This window comes from Nocardia spongicola (assembly GCF_047200775.1).
In the GTDB taxonomy this organism is placed as follows: Bacteria; Actinomycetota; Actinomycetes; order Mycobacteriales; family Mycobacteriaceae; genus Nocardia.
Genome location: NZ_JBJZOO010000010.1, coordinates 1 through 14,548 on the forward strand (window position 1 = coordinate 1; position 14,548 = coordinate 14,548).

The 14,548-nt window shown below is 65.9% G+C and carries 16 protein-coding genes and 1 riboswitch; of the genes, 9 read left to right on the forward strand and 7 right to left on the reverse strand.

Annotated elements, in window-relative coordinates:
- The first annotated feature begins 359 nt into the window (after positions 1 to 359).
- Entirely contained in the window at positions 360 to 2,912 is a 2,553-nt protein-coding gene (locus ACL02S_RS17530; protein ID WP_412803515.1) for an ATP-dependent Clp protease ATP-binding subunit, read from the forward strand.
- Positions 2,913 to 3,094: 182 nt separating this feature from the next.
- Here ACL02S_RS17530 and ACL02S_RS17535 read toward each other — a convergent pair whose 3' ends face one another.
- Complete coding sequence (locus ACL02S_RS17535) at positions 3,095 to 4,474, reverse strand: sensor histidine kinase (RefSeq protein ID WP_412803516.1); 1,380 nt, start codon at positions 4,472 to 4,474, stop codon at positions 3,095 to 3,097.
- A 120-nt stretch (positions 4,475 to 4,594) separates the two neighbouring features.
- On the opposite strand from ACL02S_RS17535, the gene ACL02S_RS17540 reads away from it, so the two are divergent.
- Positions 4,595 to 4,732, forward strand: a complete 138-nt coding sequence (locus tag ACL02S_RS17540; protein ID WP_412803517.1) for a hypothetical protein — start codon at positions 4,595 to 4,597, stop codon at positions 4,730 to 4,732.
- A 104-nt stretch (positions 4,733 to 4,836) separates the two neighbouring features.
- Positions 4,837 to 5,277 (forward strand): OsmC family peroxiredoxin, encoded by a 441-nt coding sequence (locus ACL02S_RS17545; RefSeq protein ID WP_412803518.1) that lies wholly within the window; start codon positions 4,837 to 4,839, stop codon positions 5,275 to 5,277.
- 85 nt (positions 5,278 to 5,362) lie between these two features.
- Here the strand turns inward: ACL02S_RS17545 and ACL02S_RS17550 are convergent, their stop codons facing one another.
- From ACL02S_RS17550 to ACL02S_RS17560, 3 genes are all read right to left on the reverse strand, one after another.
- Entirely contained in the window at positions 5,363 to 6,202 is an 840-nt protein-coding gene (locus ACL02S_RS17550) for a CbtA family protein (protein ID WP_412803519.1), read from the reverse strand.
- Positions 6,193 to 6,387, reverse strand: coding sequence for a CbtB domain-containing protein (locus ACL02S_RS17555; protein WP_412803520.1), 195 nt, complete (start codon positions 6,385 to 6,387; stop codon positions 6,193 to 6,195). Before ACL02S_RS17555 ends, ACL02S_RS17550 begins: the two co-directional genes overlap by 10 nt.
- Before the next feature lie 30 nt (positions 6,388 to 6,417).
- Positions 6,418 to 6,570, reverse strand: a riboswitch (cobalamin riboswitch).
- A 90-nt stretch (positions 6,571 to 6,660) separates the two neighbouring features.
- Positions 6,661 to 6,975, reverse strand: a complete 315-nt coding sequence (locus ACL02S_RS17560; protein ID WP_412803521.1) for an antibiotic biosynthesis monooxygenase family protein — start codon at positions 6,973 to 6,975, stop codon at positions 6,661 to 6,663.
- 74 nt (positions 6,976 to 7,049) lie between these two features.
- On the opposite strand from ACL02S_RS17560, the gene ACL02S_RS17565 reads away from it, so the two are divergent.
- Positions 7,050 to 7,796: an alpha/beta fold hydrolase gene (locus ACL02S_RS17565; RefSeq protein ID WP_412803522.1), complete on the forward strand. Its 747-nt coding sequence runs from the start codon at positions 7,050 to 7,052 to the stop codon at positions 7,794 to 7,796.
- Between the two features lie 23 nt (positions 7,797 to 7,819).
- Here the strand turns inward: ACL02S_RS17565 and ACL02S_RS17570 are convergent, their stop codons facing one another.
- Positions 7,820 to 8,728, reverse strand: coding sequence for an HhH-GPD family protein (locus tag ACL02S_RS17570; RefSeq protein ID WP_412803523.1), 909 nt, complete (start codon positions 8,726 to 8,728; stop codon positions 7,820 to 7,822).
- 99 nt (positions 8,729 to 8,827) lie between these two features.
- Between ACL02S_RS17570 and ACL02S_RS17575 the strand changes: the two genes are divergently transcribed.
- Both ACL02S_RS17575 and ACL02S_RS17580 read left to right on the forward strand, forming a co-directional pair.
- The gene (locus ACL02S_RS17575) at positions 8,828 to 9,451 is read left to right on the forward strand and encodes a carbonic anhydrase (protein WP_412803524.1); all 624 of its coding nucleotides are present in this window, start codon (positions 8,828 to 8,830) and stop codon (positions 9,449 to 9,451) included.
- Between the two features lie 156 nt (positions 9,452 to 9,607).
- Positions 9,608 to 10,249: a hypothetical protein gene (locus tag ACL02S_RS17580; RefSeq protein ID WP_412803525.1), complete on the forward strand. Its 642-nt coding sequence runs from the start codon at positions 9,608 to 9,610 to the stop codon at positions 10,247 to 10,249.
- An 18-nt stretch (positions 10,250 to 10,267) separates the two neighbouring features.
- On the opposite strand, the gene radA is transcribed toward ACL02S_RS17580, so the two are convergent.
- Positions 10,268 to 11,665: a DNA repair protein RadA gene (gene radA / locus ACL02S_RS17585; protein ID WP_412803631.1), complete on the reverse strand. Its 1,398-nt coding sequence runs from the start codon at positions 11,663 to 11,665 to the stop codon at positions 10,268 to 10,270.
- 50 nt (positions 11,666 to 11,715) lie between these two features.
- Positions 11,716 to 12,390, reverse strand: coding sequence for a copper chaperone PCu(A)C domain-containing protein (locus ACL02S_RS17590; RefSeq protein WP_412803526.1), 675 nt, complete (start codon positions 12,388 to 12,390; stop codon positions 11,716 to 11,718).
- Positions 12,391 to 12,819: 429 nt separating this feature from the next.
- On the opposite strand from ACL02S_RS17590, the gene ACL02S_RS17595 reads away from it, so the two are divergent.
- Genes ACL02S_RS17595 through ispF form a run of 3 tightly spaced genes read left to right on the forward strand, consistent with a single transcriptional unit; the run spans position 12,820 to position 14,506 of the window.
- On the forward strand, positions 12,820 to 13,308 hold the full coding sequence (locus ACL02S_RS17595; RefSeq protein ID WP_028476308.1) for a CarD family transcriptional regulator: 489 nt from the start codon (positions 12,820 to 12,822) through the stop codon (positions 13,306 to 13,308).
- A gap of 2 nt (positions 13,309 to 13,310) precedes the next feature.
- Positions 13,311 to 14,036, forward strand: a complete 726-nt coding sequence (gene ispD / locus ACL02S_RS17600; protein ID WP_412803527.1) for a 2-C-methyl-D-erythritol 4-phosphate cytidylyltransferase — start codon at positions 13,311 to 13,313, stop codon at positions 14,034 to 14,036.
- A 2-nt stretch (positions 14,037 to 14,038) separates the two neighbouring features.
- Positions 14,039 to 14,506 carry a 2-C-methyl-D-erythritol 2,4-cyclodiphosphate synthase gene (gene ispF / locus ACL02S_RS17605; protein ID WP_412803632.1) on the forward strand — a complete coding sequence of 156 codons (468 nt, stop codon included), beginning with the start codon at positions 14,039 to 14,041 and terminating at the stop codon, positions 14,504 to 14,506.
- Positions 14,507 to 14,548 lie beyond the last annotated feature (42 nt).

Consider the following 14,548-nt stretch of genomic DNA (forward strand, 5'->3'; position numbering starts at 1 on the left):
CAGTCCACGGGCTGCCGCCTATGTGCTCAATGCGCTCGATCCCGCGCATCCACGTCCGGTGCCCTGCGAGTTCATCCCCCCGTTCACCGGGTAGGCAGCCGTCCCGACCGCCGGGTGCTCTGTTCGCTGAGGGCAAAACTGGGCCGGAAACGAATGCCGCGACGTCCGCGTTATGAGTGAATGACGGTGCTGTCGCGGGTCGGCAATAGGGTGGACTAGCGACGGTGGCATCCTCCGCCAACTAGAGTGGGAGGTGGGGGCCGCAACCCCCGGGCTTCATGGCAGGTTGACGCCCACGGTTGTAGACAGCGCAGGCGGCGTCTGTTGCCAGAATGTCGGAGCAGGAGAGTGAGGGAGCGATGTTCGAGAGGTTCACCGACCGCGCGAGGCGTGTCGTCGTCTTGGCCCAGGAAGAGGCCAGGATGCTCAACCACAACTACATCGGCACCGAGCACATCCTGCTGGGGCTGATCCACGAGGGCGAGGGTGTCGCGGCCAAGTCGTTGGAGTCGCTCGGCATCTCGCTGGAAGGCGTGCGCAGCCAGGTGGAGGAGATCATCGGTCAGGGGCAGCAGGCTCCGTCCGGTCACATTCCGTTCACCCCGCGTGCCAAGAAGGTGCTCGAGCTGAGCCTCCGTGAGGCTTTGCAGCTCGGCCACAACTACATCGGCACCGAGCACATCCTGCTGGGGCTGATCCGCGAGGGCGAGGGTGTGGCAGCCCAGGTGCTGGTGAAGCTGGGCGCCGATCTCAACCGCGTGCGTCAGCAGGTCATCCAGCTGCTGTCCGGATATCAGGGCAAAGAGCCGGTCGAATCCGGCTCGCGTGGTGAGGCGGGTACTCCGTCCACCTCGCTGGTGCTCGACCAGTTCGGTCGTAACCTGACCCAGGCCGCGTTGGAGGGCAAGCTCGACCCGGTCATCGGCCGGGCCAAGGAAATCGAGCGGGTCATGCAGGTGCTCAGCCGCCGCACCAAGAACAACCCGGTGCTGATCGGCGAGCCCGGCGTCGGTAAGACTGCCGTGGTCGAGGGTCTCGCGCAGGCCATCGTCAACGGCGAGGTTCCGGAGACGCTGAAGGACAAGCAGCTCTACACCCTCGATCTGGGTTCTCTGGTCGCGGGCAGCCGCTACCGCGGTGACTTCGAAGAGCGTCTGAAGAAGGTGCTCAAGGAGATCAACACCCGCGGCGACATCATCCTGTTCATCGACGAGCTGCATACGCTGGTCGGTGCCGGCGCCGCCGAGGGCGCTATCGACGCGGCCTCGATCCTGAAGCCGAAGCTGGCCCGCGGTGAGTTGCAGACCATCGGTGCGACAACTCTCGACGAGTACCGCAAGTACATCGAGAAGGACGCCGCCCTCGAGCGCCGGTTCCAGCCGGTACAGGTGGGTGAGCCGACCGTCGAGCACACCATCAACATCCTCAAGGGTCTGCGTGACCGCTACGAGGCCCACCACCGGGTCTCCATTACCGACGGCGCCCTTGTGGCCGCGGCGACACTGGCCGACCGCTACATCAACGACCGGTTCCTACCGGACAAGGCGATCGACCTGATCGACGAGGCGGGCGCCAGAATGCGCATTCGTCGGATGACCGCGCCGCCGGACCTGCGGGAGTTCGACGACAAGATCGCCGAGGCACGCCGGGAGAAGGAGTCCGCGATCGACGCGCAGGACTTCGAGAAGGCCGCGCGCTTGCGCGATAAGGAGAAGCAGCTCGTCGCCAAGCGGGCCGAGCGGGAGAAGCAGTGGCGATCCGGCGATCTGGATGTCGTCGCCGAAGTCGACGACGAGCAGATCGCCGAGGTGCTGGCGAACTGGACCGGTATCCCGGTGTTCAAGCTCACCGAGGAGGAGACCACTCGTCTGCTCCGGATGGAGGACGAACTGCACAAGCGGATCATCGGCCAGGAGGACGCCGTCAAGGCCGTCTCCAAGGCGATCCGCCGTACCAGGGCCGGGCTGAAGGATCCCAAGCGTCCGTCCGGCTCGTTCATCTTCGCCGGTCCGTCCGGTGTGGGTAAGACCGAGCTGTCCAAGGCGCTGGCGAACTTCCTGTTCGGTGACGACGACGCGCTCATCCAGATCGATATGGGCGAGTTCCACGACCGGTTCACCGCCTCGCGGCTGTTCGGTGCCCCTCCGGGCTACGTCGGCTACGAGGAAGGCGGCCAGCTCACCGAGAAGGTGCGCCGCAAGCCGTTCTCGGTCGTGCTGTTCGACGAGATCGAGAAGGCCCACCAGGAGATCTACAACACCCTGTTGCAGGTCCTGGAGGACGGCCGTCTCACCGATGGTCAGGGCAGGACGGTCGACTTCAAGAACACGGTGCTGATCTTCACCTCGAACCTCGGTACCGCGGATATCTCGAAGGCTGTCGGTCTCGGCTTCTCGCAGTCCAACAGCGAGGGCTCGAACTACGAGCGGATGAAGCTCAAGGTCAACGATGAGCTGAAGAAGCATTTCCGGCCGGAGTTCCTCAACCGTATCGACGATGTGATCGTCTTCCACCAGCTCACCAACGAGCAGATCGTCGAGATGGTGGATCTGATGATCGGTCGGGTCGCCACCCAGCTGAAGAACAAGGACATGGCGATCGAACTCACCCCGACCGCCAAGAGCCTGCTGGCCAAGCGTGGCTTCGACCCGGTGCTCGGGGCACGGCCGTTGCGCCGCACCATCCAGCGGGAGATCGAGGACCAGCTGTCGGAGAAGATCCTCTTCGGCGAGATCGGTCCGGGGCAGGTCATCTCCGTGGATGTGGAAGGTTGGGACGGCGAAGGCTCCGGTGAGGATGCCAAGTTCACCTTCACCGGTAAGGCGAAGCTGACCAAGGCAGGCGAGGACAAGCCGGAAGTCGTACTGACCGGTGCGTCCGAAGGCGCTACCGACGCGGCCGCAAGCGAGTAAATCGCGAACACAAGGGGGCCCGTATCACCACTGTGGTGATACGGGCCCCCTTGTGTGTGCTGGGCGGGGGATCAGGCACCGGCCGAGTTCGGTACAACGATCAGCGTGGCATCGTGGTGTGTGCTCATCGGCTCCGGTGCCGTCCTGACCGCGTTCGGGCGCATTCGAACCCGAATGGCCGGTTAGGGGTGGTTCGGGCTCGGTGTTGTCGCTGTGGTTGCGGTATCGGGTTCTGCTGCGCCCGGCTCAGGAACCAGGGTGGGTAGCCGTGCCGCGACCCTGAATCCGCCGCTGGGGCGCGGACCAGCCGTCAGTGCGCCACCGAGCGCATGTGCCCGCTCACGCATGCTGATGATGCCGTTGCCGCCGTTGTTCTCGGAACGCGATGGGACGGTGGTCGGGCGGGTGTTGTCGATGGTGATGTCGACCGAATCCGCGGTGTAGCGCACCGCGACTGTGGCCGCGGCGCCCGGCGCGTGCCGGAGCACATTGGTCAACGACTCCTGGATTATCCGCGCCGCCGCCGTGTCGATGACGTTCGGCAGTTGCTGCGGGGTGCCGAGCACTCGGGTATCGACCGTCAGCCCGGTAGTACCCAAGCGCTGCACGAGCTCCTCCAGGTCGCCGATGCTCGGTGCGGGAGTGGGCGGGGCGGGTGGGGGCTGCGCGGCCGCCGGCTTAGCCGTGGCCCGGCCGGAACCGCTGTTCTGCGGTGTGTCACGTGCGGTCGCAGGAGAAATGCGCGGGCGCTGCGGATCGGAGCCGGTGTGGCCCCGGCCTGCGGTGTCCGCCGTGTCGGTGGGATCATCGGGCATCGGCACTGTGTCGGAGCTGATTCTGTGGAGCAGTGTGCGTATCTCGGTGAGCGCGTCACGGCTCGAGGTCCTGATCGCGGTCAGTACTGTCTGTGCCCGCTCAGGTCGTTTGTCGAGTAGCTCCAGCGCCGTCGAGGACTGCATATCGATAATCGACAGGCGGTGCGCGAGCATATGGTGCAGGTCGCGGGCGAGGACCAGACGCTCCGTACCGGCTCGCCACTCTTGCTGCGCTCGCTCGCCCCTGCGCACGGCCTCAGCGTGCTGTTCCTGGGCGATGAGCGCCGCTTTGCGCTGGCGAAGCGCTTCGGTCACCGATAGCAGCACAGCCGAGCACGCCGACAATACGACGATCTGCCCCAGCTCGGTGGGCCTGCCGAGCAGCGAGGGCAGCGGCCAGACCAGGGCGAGGCAACCGAGTGGAACGAGTGGGTAAGTCCACCAACGGGATCGGCTACTCGCTGCAGTCACAAAGGCGACGATCAACGAGACGAAGATCGGCCCGTATCCGTAGTCACGCAGGAAGAACACCAGGCACCCGGCCGAGACCACGAGCAGCACCGGTAACGGCCACACCCGGCGCAGGAGCAGTGCCACCGGCCCGGCGAGCAGTAGCAGGTATCCAATGGTGTCGAGCGAGTGCACTCCGGTCTGCCGTGTATTCGCGAAAGTGCCCCCGACCACTTGCACTACGGCCACGATAAGCGCGATCCCCCAATCCACGCCTGCCGAACTCCGATCCGTCATCGTTACCACCCGCACCCACGTAGCCTATGCGGCAGAACCGAGACTCGCCGTCCGCCTGTGGCGGTATCGCGCAGATGGCCCGTCGCAGGATTCCGAGTAACCGACCAGACGCACGTGATCATGCGCTCGCTTCGCTGTTCACCGCTCGCCGAGAACGGTTTCCGCGATCCGCCGCAGCGCATCGCTGATCTGCTCGGAACTGAGCCCGCACTGATCCTCAGCGGGGTCGTGCCGACCAGAATCATCAACCCGGCGTGACAGTTCTAGAGGCGGTGCGGCGATCGGCGAACCGGTGGGCCGGGGGAAGCCCACCGGGTAGGTTCATGCTGAATCATCGAACGATCATCGGCGAAAGGATCGTGATGCCCACACGTACCGCGCGTACCGCCTGGTCCGGAACTCTGCAAGAGGGATCGGGGCAGGTCGAGCTGACCAGCTCCGGGGTCGGTAAGTATGACGTGTCGTTCCCCAAGCGTTCCGCCGAGTCGGCCGACGGCACCACCAGCCCGGAAGAGTTGATCGCGGCCGCGCATTCCTCGTGCTATGCGATGGCGCTCTCGGCGCAGATCGGCAATGCGGGTGGCACTCCGGAAAGCCTGGACGTCACCGCGGAGGTCACCCTCGGTCCGGATCCGGCAGGTGGCTTCCGGATCACCGGGAGCAAGCTCACCGTCCGTGGCCGGGTCTCCGGCATCGATGCCGATGCCTTCCACGCCGCGGCCGAGGCCGCCAAGGCGGGCTGTCCGGTAAGCAAGGCGTTGGCAGGTGTGGACCACATCACGCTCGACGCGGCTCTCGTATAGGACACCGCCGCGGTATTTCCCGTATGAAGAAAAGGCAGTGCCGGTTCGTGGGAACCGGCACTGCCTCAGCAGGAGCGGATACTGATCAGCTCGTGGTAGCGGCTGTCGCCGGAACCGGAGTATCCGTGCGTGTCGCGAACTCGGTGAGCGCCGCGAAGCCCAGAGCGAGGCAGACCCATAGTGTTGTGGTCTGGGCCAGCGAAGCCACCCGGAACTCCCACAGCAGGGTGGCCGGGAAATCCGCCCCCACTTCGTTCACTCCCGGTAGCAGGATGTAGCCGAGCGTGGTCACCAGGATGAATGCCGCGACACCGCCGATCAGCCGCACTGTGGGCAACTGTGCGCGCAGCGCGGTGGCCGCCGCGATCGCCGCGGCTACCGCCACGATGCCGAGCAGTATCGCAACCAACCACAGCAGGGTGCGCTCGTTGATGGTGTCCGGATCCCCCACCGCGGGCGGATTGGCCGGGTATTTGAAGAAAGGCACCGCGACGATCGCTGCCCAGCAGGCAGCGCCTACTGCCAGTGCGAGCCGCGGCCCGGACAGTGTGGTGTAGCGCCGCGCGATATGCACGACCGAGGCGTAGATGGCACCGAACGCGAGCCCGGCCAGCCCCAGCGCGAGGAATTGCCCGAACTTCTGGCCGGTGCGGCTCACCATCGGCTCTTCGCCGCCATGGGAATGCCCGCCCGATGGTGCTTCGGCCTGGTGGGAATGCCCTCCCGACGAGGCCTCGGCCCCGTGGGAATGCCCGTCCGCGGATTCGGCGGGCTCGGTAGCCGAGCCTGCTTCTTCGATGGCGATCGCGGCCTCCACCTTGGGCTCGCCGATGAAGAAGCCGACTGTCGCGGCCAGCATTCCGGCGATCAGGCCTGCCAGCAGGCCGCGCAGCAGCAATGTTGTGAGCGAACCTTTCAGTGGCACGGAAGCCCCAGTAGGTGGCGTCCGTCGTGCATCAGCTCATGCAGGTACATCCCGCTGCGCGAGATGGCGCCCTGATCGAATCCGACCAGGTAGAGCGTGAGCAGTGCGAGAAGAACGACACCGACTGTGGTGAGCACAGTGGCCAGGGAATCGGTTTCCCTGCTCGGCGAGTACGCGATAGCCATTCGAGTCCTCCTTGGGATACGCGTCCCATCGGGTGGTGGTGCGACGGTGCCGGTGTCTGGCTTTTCCGGCACCGGACTCGATGCATGGAACACAGTGGCGCGACCGCTCCGGAATCTCACCGGAATTACCGCATCACCCTCGCGTTTGTCCCTCGAACTGTGACATCCGCACATACCCTGCGTCAACACATCCGGCAGGGGCGCACCACAGCGCCGGGCGAGTCGTTACCAGGTGCGGGCCCGCCCGGCCGGCTTCGCTCACTCGGTTCGACGTCAGTTCGACGGCTTCGCCGTGACGTCGAGCACTACTTCGAATTCGAGTAGCGACGCCCCCGTCGCTACTGGTTTGCGCTGCTCGCCCGCATGCGCCTCCCTGGCGGGGCCATCGCGCCATGCCGCGAATGATTCCTCCGAATCCCATTGGGTGACGACGAAATACCGGTTCTCCCCGGCGATCGGCCGGAGCAGTTGGAAGCCGAGGAAGCCGGGTGAGCCCTCGACCGCGTGCGCACGGTGGGCGAACCGCTTCTCCAGCTCGGGCCCCGCGCCCTCGGGGATCTCGATCGCGTTGATCTTCACAACAGCCATGCCTCCACGCTAGCGGTTGGCGCTGGGCGGGCACGCAGTATCTCCTATGGGCTGGATCTCGTATTGTCGAACCGATGTTGCATGACGAAGGCGGAGCAGGCGCGCCGATCCTCCTGCTGCATGGCCTGATGGGAAGTGCGCGCACTTGGTGTGAGCAGCTGGACTGGCTGCGCGATTTCGGCCATGTCTATACCTTCGATGCCGCAGGGCACGGCAGGCCCGCGCCAGGGGAACTGACCACTGAGGCATTCGTCGCGGATCTGGCCGCGCACACCAGCGAGATCACCGAGCCGATGGTGGTGATCGGCCATTCGATGGGCGCGCTGCACGGCTGGGTGTTCGCGGCGAGTTACCCGCAGCGGGTGCGGGCGCTGGTGGTCGAGGATCTCGCGCCGGATTTCACCGGTCGCACCGCCGCGCACTGGGCCGCGATGATCGAGGCATGGCCGCAGCCGTTTCCTGACGCCGAGGCCGTGCTCGCGTACTTCGGCCCGGTAGCGGGGCGGTACTTCTTGAACTCGTTCGAGTGCGGGCCGGATGGGTACCGGTTGCACGGCTCGGTCACCACTTTCCGCGATATCTCCGAGGAGTGGGGAAGGCGGGATTTCTGGCAGCAGTGGCACGCCGTGCGGGTGCCCGCGCTGCTGTTGGAGGGTGAGTACAGCATCACCCCGCCGGGGCAGATGCGGCAGATGGCCGCGGCGCATCCGGACGCTGCTTACGTCTTGGTCCCCGGAGCGGGGCATCTCGTGCACGACGATCAGCCCGAGCGGTATCGAGCTGAGGTCGAGCGTTTCCTGCGGTACGTGCTGCGCGACTGAACCGTCCCGGCGGAGGGGCGGGCTCAGTCGGTGTGCGCGTCGTGGCCGCCTTCGCCCGCGAGTGCGAACAGCCCGTCCCGAGTCTGTTCGATCAGGCCGTCCACCAGCAGCGAGTCCAGAGCGCGGGCACGTTGTCCATGGTCGTGGGTCCACGCCAGATCCAGGCGTACCCGCTCGACCGGGCCGCTGGCGCGGCGAAGGACGTCCAATAGGCGACCTCGGGCCTGGCGGTCGGTGCCTTCGTACTTCTGGGTGCGGCGGACCACCTCGGTAGCCGGTTTGCCCGCGGCGACCCATGCGCAGTGGGTGAGCGGACAGCGGGCACAGTCCGGGGTGCGCGCGGTGCACACGGTCGCGCCGAACTCCATCAGAGCCGCGGAGAATACGGCGGCACGGTCGGCTCGGCGCGGCAGCAGGGCTTCGGTCTCGGGAAGGTCGCGCGCGGCCGGATTACCGGCCTCCGCCCGCCCGTGCACCGCTCTGGCGACCACCCTGCGGACATTGGTGTCGACCACCGGAACTCGCTGACCGTAGGCGAAGCACGCGACGGCGCGCGCGGTATACGCGCCGATACCGGGCAAGCCGAGCAATACCTGCACGTCAGCGGGGACCTCGTCGTTGTGCTCGGTGGCCAGCACTCTGGCACATTCGTGCAGTCGCAGTGCCCGGCGCGGATAGCCGAGCTTGCCCCAGGCGCGCAAGACTTCGGCCGGTACGGAGGCGGCCAGCGCCGATGGCACCGGCCAGCGCACTACCCATTCCCGCCAGATCGGCTCGACCCGCGCGACCGGTGTTTGCTGCAGCATGATCTCGCTCAGCAAGATCTGCCATGCGGTGGTGCCCGGCTCCCGCCACGGCAGCGCACGCGCGTTCTCCCGGTACCAGTCCAGCAGTATGTCCGGGTCGATGTCCTTCGCCGTGCTGTTGCGCACTACCCTCACTATTCCCGTTCTGTCGCTATGCGGTGACATTTGCTCACTTATAACCAATTGAACTCGCCAGTAGCGCAACCCTTGTGCACAATGGTCGACATGCCTGGTTCCACACCGATCAGCGCCTGGAAATCCCTGCGAGAGGGCAACGAGCGCTTCGTCAACGGCGCGCTGCTGCACCCTGGTCAGGGCGCGGCCGACCGAGCCAAACTCGTCAGCGGACAGCACCCGCACGCGATCGTCTTCGGTTGCGGTGACTCCAGGGTCGCCGCCGAGTTGATCTTCGACCGAGGTCTCGGGGACATGTTCGTGGTGCGTACCGCGGGGCATGTGGTCGACAGCTCGGTGCTCGGCTCGATCGAGTACGGGGTGCATGTGCTCGAAGTGCCGCTCATCGTGGTGCTCGGACATGACAGCTGCGGTGCGGTGCAGGCGACCATCGACGCGCTCGACGGCGGCGAGGTTCCCGGCGGGTTCATCCGGAGTGTGGTGGAGCGAGTCACGCCATCCATTCTGATCGGTAGGCGCGAAGGTCTGTCCACCGTCGACGAGATCGAGGCCAGGCACGTGGTGGAGACCAGCCACTTGCTCATGCAGCGCTCGATGATCATCTCGCAGCGAGTCGAGGCCGGTGAGTGCGCGATCGCCTGCGTAACCTACAAGCTGGCCGAGGGGCAAGTGAAACTGCACCGAGTCATCGGCAATATCGGCGAAGTGGCCTGAGCTGGGCACGGCGGTATCGCGCTCCTGGCCGAGGCATGCTGCCAGGAGCTTTGCGCTCGAAGCGCTGCCGGAATCTACCCGGCGCCGGTGAGTGCGCATGGCCGACACACCGTACCCCTGAGACGCTATGCCCAATCGTGCCCTTACCGTTGAGGCGTGCTGGAACCGAATGGACCGCTGCCACCGGAGATCTATTGGCGTCGCCGTGCGCTCGCCGTCGGAATTCTGGTCATCATTCTCGCACTGGTGGTTTGGCTCGTACTCGTGATCGCGGGCGGTGACGATACGCCCGATGAGGCCACTGCCGCAGGCTCCACCTCGTCCTCGGCGGTCGAGCCATCGGCCACCGAGGACGATTCGGACACACCGGAACCGCCCGCGGTGGCCACCGGCGTTGTGGCGGCGGAACCGTGCCCGGATCAGTCACTCGCGATCAAAGTGACAGTCGAGCAGCCCACCTATCGGCTCGGCGAGCGCCCGGTGTTCGGGATTGTCATCACCAATATCTCGACGGTGACGTGTACTCGCGATATGGGTTCTGGCCTGCAGCATGTTTCGGTATACACGCTCGATGGCAGGCAGCGGTTGTGGTCGAGCGCGGATTGCTATCCGGATGGCAATCCCGATGTGCGAACGATGAATCGTGGTGAGCAGGCAGCGTTCACGGTGACCTGGTCGGGTTCCACTTCGCGGCCTGGTTGTGCGGGTGAGCGTGTACAAGTGCCGCCGGGGGCGTACAACGTTGTGGCGCAACTCGGCACGGTGCGTAGTGCGGCCGAGCCGTTCAACCTCGCCTGAGTGGTGCGCGTTTGCTGTTCAGCCTCTTGCTTCTTCGCGTGCGGCACGTCGTGCGCGCAGGCCCGCTATCCGGATCGCGGCGCGGATATCGTTGACTTCGTGGATCTTCATGGTGCTTTTCATCGGCGCCGAGCCAGGGGGGACCAGAGCGGTGGTGAAACCGAGGCGTTCGGCCTCGGCTAGTCTGCGGGCCAGGCCGGTTACCTTACGAACCTCGCCTGCCAGTCCGACTTCGCCGAGAATCACCCAGCCGGGGGGGAGGGCGATATCGGCTTCGGCACTGGCTATCGCCAGTGCGATGGCCAGATCGGCGGCAGGCTCGGCCAGCCGCATACCGCCGACTGTCGCGGCGTAGACATCGTTCTTACCGAGGAACACCCGTCCGCGGCTCTGTAAGACGGCCAGCACCATGGCCACCCGGTTGTAGTCCAATCCGCTCACCGCGCGGCGGGGTTGCGGGATCTCGGTTTTCACCGTCAGGCCCTGCACCTCACCGACCAGTGGTCGTTTGCCGTCCATAGCGACGGTTACCGCGGTGCCTGGTACCGAATCGGTCCGGTGGTGCAGGAACAGACCGGAAGGATCGTCGACGCAGGCGATCCCGTCCTCGTGCAGTTCGAAACAACCGACCTCATCGGTACTGCCGAAACGATTCTTGATGCCGCGCACCATCCGCAGCGTGGAGTTTTTATCTCCCTCGAATTGCAGGACCACGTCCACCAGGTGTTCGAGTGTGCGCGGGCCCGCGACATTGCCGTCCTTGGTGACGTGCCCGACCATGAGCACCGCGATCCCGCTCGCCTTGGCGAGCGAAGTCAGTGCGATGGTCACCGCGCGTACCTGAGTGACGCCGCCGATCACGCCATCGGCTTCCGGGGCGAGCATGGTCTGTACCGAGTCGACCACGAGCAGGCTGGGGTGTACCTGTTCGATATGCCCGAACACGATGGACAGATCCGATTCCGAGGCCAGATAGACCCGATCGTGCACCGCTCCGGTGCGGTCGGCACGTAGCCGGACCTGTCCCGCCGATTCCTCCGCGGTGACATACAGCGATTTCTCGTCACGCTGCGCCGCCCACCGGTGCGCTACCTCGAGCAGGAGCGTCGACTTGCCGACGCCGGGCTCACCGGACAACAGCACAACCGAACCGGGTACGACGCCGCCGCCGAGCACCCGGTCGAGCTCGCCGACTCCGGTGGCCCTGGCCTTGGTGACCTGGGAATCGATCTGCGAAATCGGTGCTGCCGCTGTGCTCGGCAGCATCGCCTTACGGCCGCCCGCGCCCGCCGTACCCGGCTCCGCGACCACCGCGTCGACGGTTCCCCACGCCCCGCACCCGGGGCATTTGCCTACCCATTTGGCGACTTCGTGGGAGCATGCGGAGCATCGGAAGATCGGTTTGGTCTTTGCCATGCGCGCAGCCACACGCGCACCCTACGTAACGGGTACGACAAGTGGTCCGGTCAGTGACCGCCCTGATATCCGCCTTCGCTGGACCTGGAAAGGTCGGATTCGTGCCGTTCGGTGTGGATACCCGCGTCGACGGGCACCGAGAGCTGGACGGTGCCGTTCTTCTCGAAGTCGAACGAGATGTCGTAGGTCAGGCCGGGGGTGATGTCCTCGGACAGGTCGGTGATCTCGATGAGGACCGGATTGCTCTCCGGGTCGTCGGCGGTGGTCTCGCCTGCCTCGGAGTCCTGGTGGTCGGCGTCTTGTGAGTCGGTGGTGGCCGAATCGGCGTCGTGCTCGCCAGGCAGGCTCTGCGCGACGACTATCTGCTGCGGGCCGAGTTCGACAGTGGATTCACCCGTGGCCGGGGTGATCTCGACGGGGCCGAGGTCCGTGGTGACGCCGACCAGTTCGTCGGAGCCGTACTCGCTGTTGTTGATGAAGGACAGCGCGATGACCGCCTTGCCGCCCTTGGCGTTGGTGTACTCGGTGCCTTCGGCCGGGTACACGATGTGCACGTTTCGCAGCGCGATGCTTCCGACGTCGGCTCGGTTGCCGTTCACGGCGGCGACCTGGCTCGCGGTCTGCGAGATCTGACCCGCGCCGCAGCCTGACAGTGCGAGCACCGCTCCGGCGGCGAGTGCAGCAACCGGCACCATACGACGTCGCGCCCCCTTCGGGGCGGTCACAGCGTTCAGGGCAGTCACGGGTTGTCCCTCCAGTCGACCGGGCTCCGCTCTGCTCGGGAGCGTAGTAACTAGGCAGCGTAGTAGTTCCCTCGGCGGCCCGGGCGCGGGGGCTGTGTCAACTCGCGCCGAGTCGCCGTACGGGCTGTGCTCCACAGCCCGCGCGGTGGCGCGGGCAGCGTCGGTGCCGACACCTTTCGGGCCGGTAACAGTTCGGTTGATTTTCGAGGTTTGCGGAACGGGTGCCGGATCGCCGGAGTGACCGGGGGCCGGTGTGGCCAGGCGATAACTCGTTCTGGCACAAGGTAATGCACACCACTTAACGTCTGTCAAGTCCCCCGGTTGCCTCGTTGTGGCCCTGACCTGCACAGTTGATCGCGCCGTTACCGAGTCGCATGTTAAACTGTGAACATCGAAAGGGGCACGGGACACATGATGTTTAAGGTCGGAGACACCGTCGTTTACCCCCACCATGGAGCGGCGCTGATCGAAGCAATCGAGACTCGCACCATCAAGGGTGAGCAAAAAGAGTATCTGGTCCTGAAGGTCGCCCAGGGCGATCTGACTGTTCGCGTTCCCGCGGAGAACGCCGACGACGTCGGTGTGCGTGATGTTGTCGGCCAGGAGGGGCTCGACCGAGTCTTCCAGGTGCTACGCGCACCGCATACCGAGGAGCCGACCAACTGGTCGCGGCGGTACAAGGCCAATCTGGAGAAGCTCGCCTCCGGTGATGTGAACAAGGTGGCCGAGGTCGTGCGCGATTTGTGGCGGCGGGAGCAGGACCGCGGCCTGTCCGCGGGTGAGAAGCGCATGCTCGCCAAGGCCCGGCAGATTCTGGTCGGGGAGCTCGCGCTCGCCGAGGGCACCGATGACGGTAAGGCCGAGACGCTACTCGACGAGGTTCTCGCAGCGGCTTCCTGACCGTGAACACACTCGATAACGGTGCTCGTTCCGTCGGCGGGCCCGTGGTTGCACTGGTGCCTGCCGCCGGTCGCGGGGTGCGTCTGGGTGAAACGATCCCCAAGGCGTTCGTCGAGGTCGGCGGTACACCCATGGTCCGGCTCGCGGTAGAAGGCTTGCTCGCCTCCGCCGCGGTCGACCGGATCATCGTGATAGTTCCCACCGAATTCGCCGACAGTGCCGTTGCCCTGCTGCCGTCTTCGGACTCGGTGCGGGTGGTCGTCGGTGGCGCCGAACGTATCGACTCGGTGCGGGCGGGTCTCGCCGCGGCACCAGAGGCGGCCTACTTTCTCGTGCACGACGCCGCACGAGCTCTCACACCGCCCGAGCTGATCGCACGGGTGGTCGCGCGGCTACGCGCGGGCCATCGAGCGGTGGTTCCCGCGCTCCCGGTCGCCGACACCATCAAATCCGTGGACGAGGCGGGCACGGTAACCGGCACTCCGGACCGGGCCCAGTTACGCGCCATCCAGACGCCACAGGGCTTCACCGCAGATCTGCTGCGCCGTGCCTACGCGACCCACGGCATCCAGGCCACCGATGATGCGGGATTGGTCGAGCGGCTTGGTGTCCAGGTGACTACCATCCCCGGCGATCCACTGGCATTCAAGATCACCACTCCGCTAGACCTCCTGCTCGCGGGCGCGGTGCGCAACCATACGGGGGCGGGCCGGATGGTTGCGCCATGAGCATGCGCGTCGGCATCGGCACCGATGTGCATCCCATCGAAGCCGGACGTCCCTGCTGGATGGCCGGTCTGCTGTTCGACGATACCGACGGTTGCGCGGGCCACTCGGACGGTGATGTCGCCGCGCACGCGCTGTGCGATGCATTGCTGTCCGCGGCCGGTCTCGGTGATGTCGGCGCGGTCTTCGGTACCGGACGCCCGGAATGGGCGGGCGTCTCCGGTGCGGCCATGCTGAAGGAAGTTCGTCGACTGCTGGGTGAAGCCGGATTCGAAGTGGTCAACGCGGCGGTCCAGGTGATCGGTAACCGGCCAAAGATCGGGCCGCGGCGGGCCGAGGCGCAGCAGGTGCTCGGCGATTTGCTCGGCGCCCCTGTCTCGGTGTCCGGCACCACCACCGACGGTCTCGGGCTGACCGGTCGTGGCGAGGGAATCGCCGCGATAGCGACCGCTCTGTTACACGACTGTCGCTGATCCTGCTCCGAAATGTCACGGATCCGATCCGGTCCGTGAACG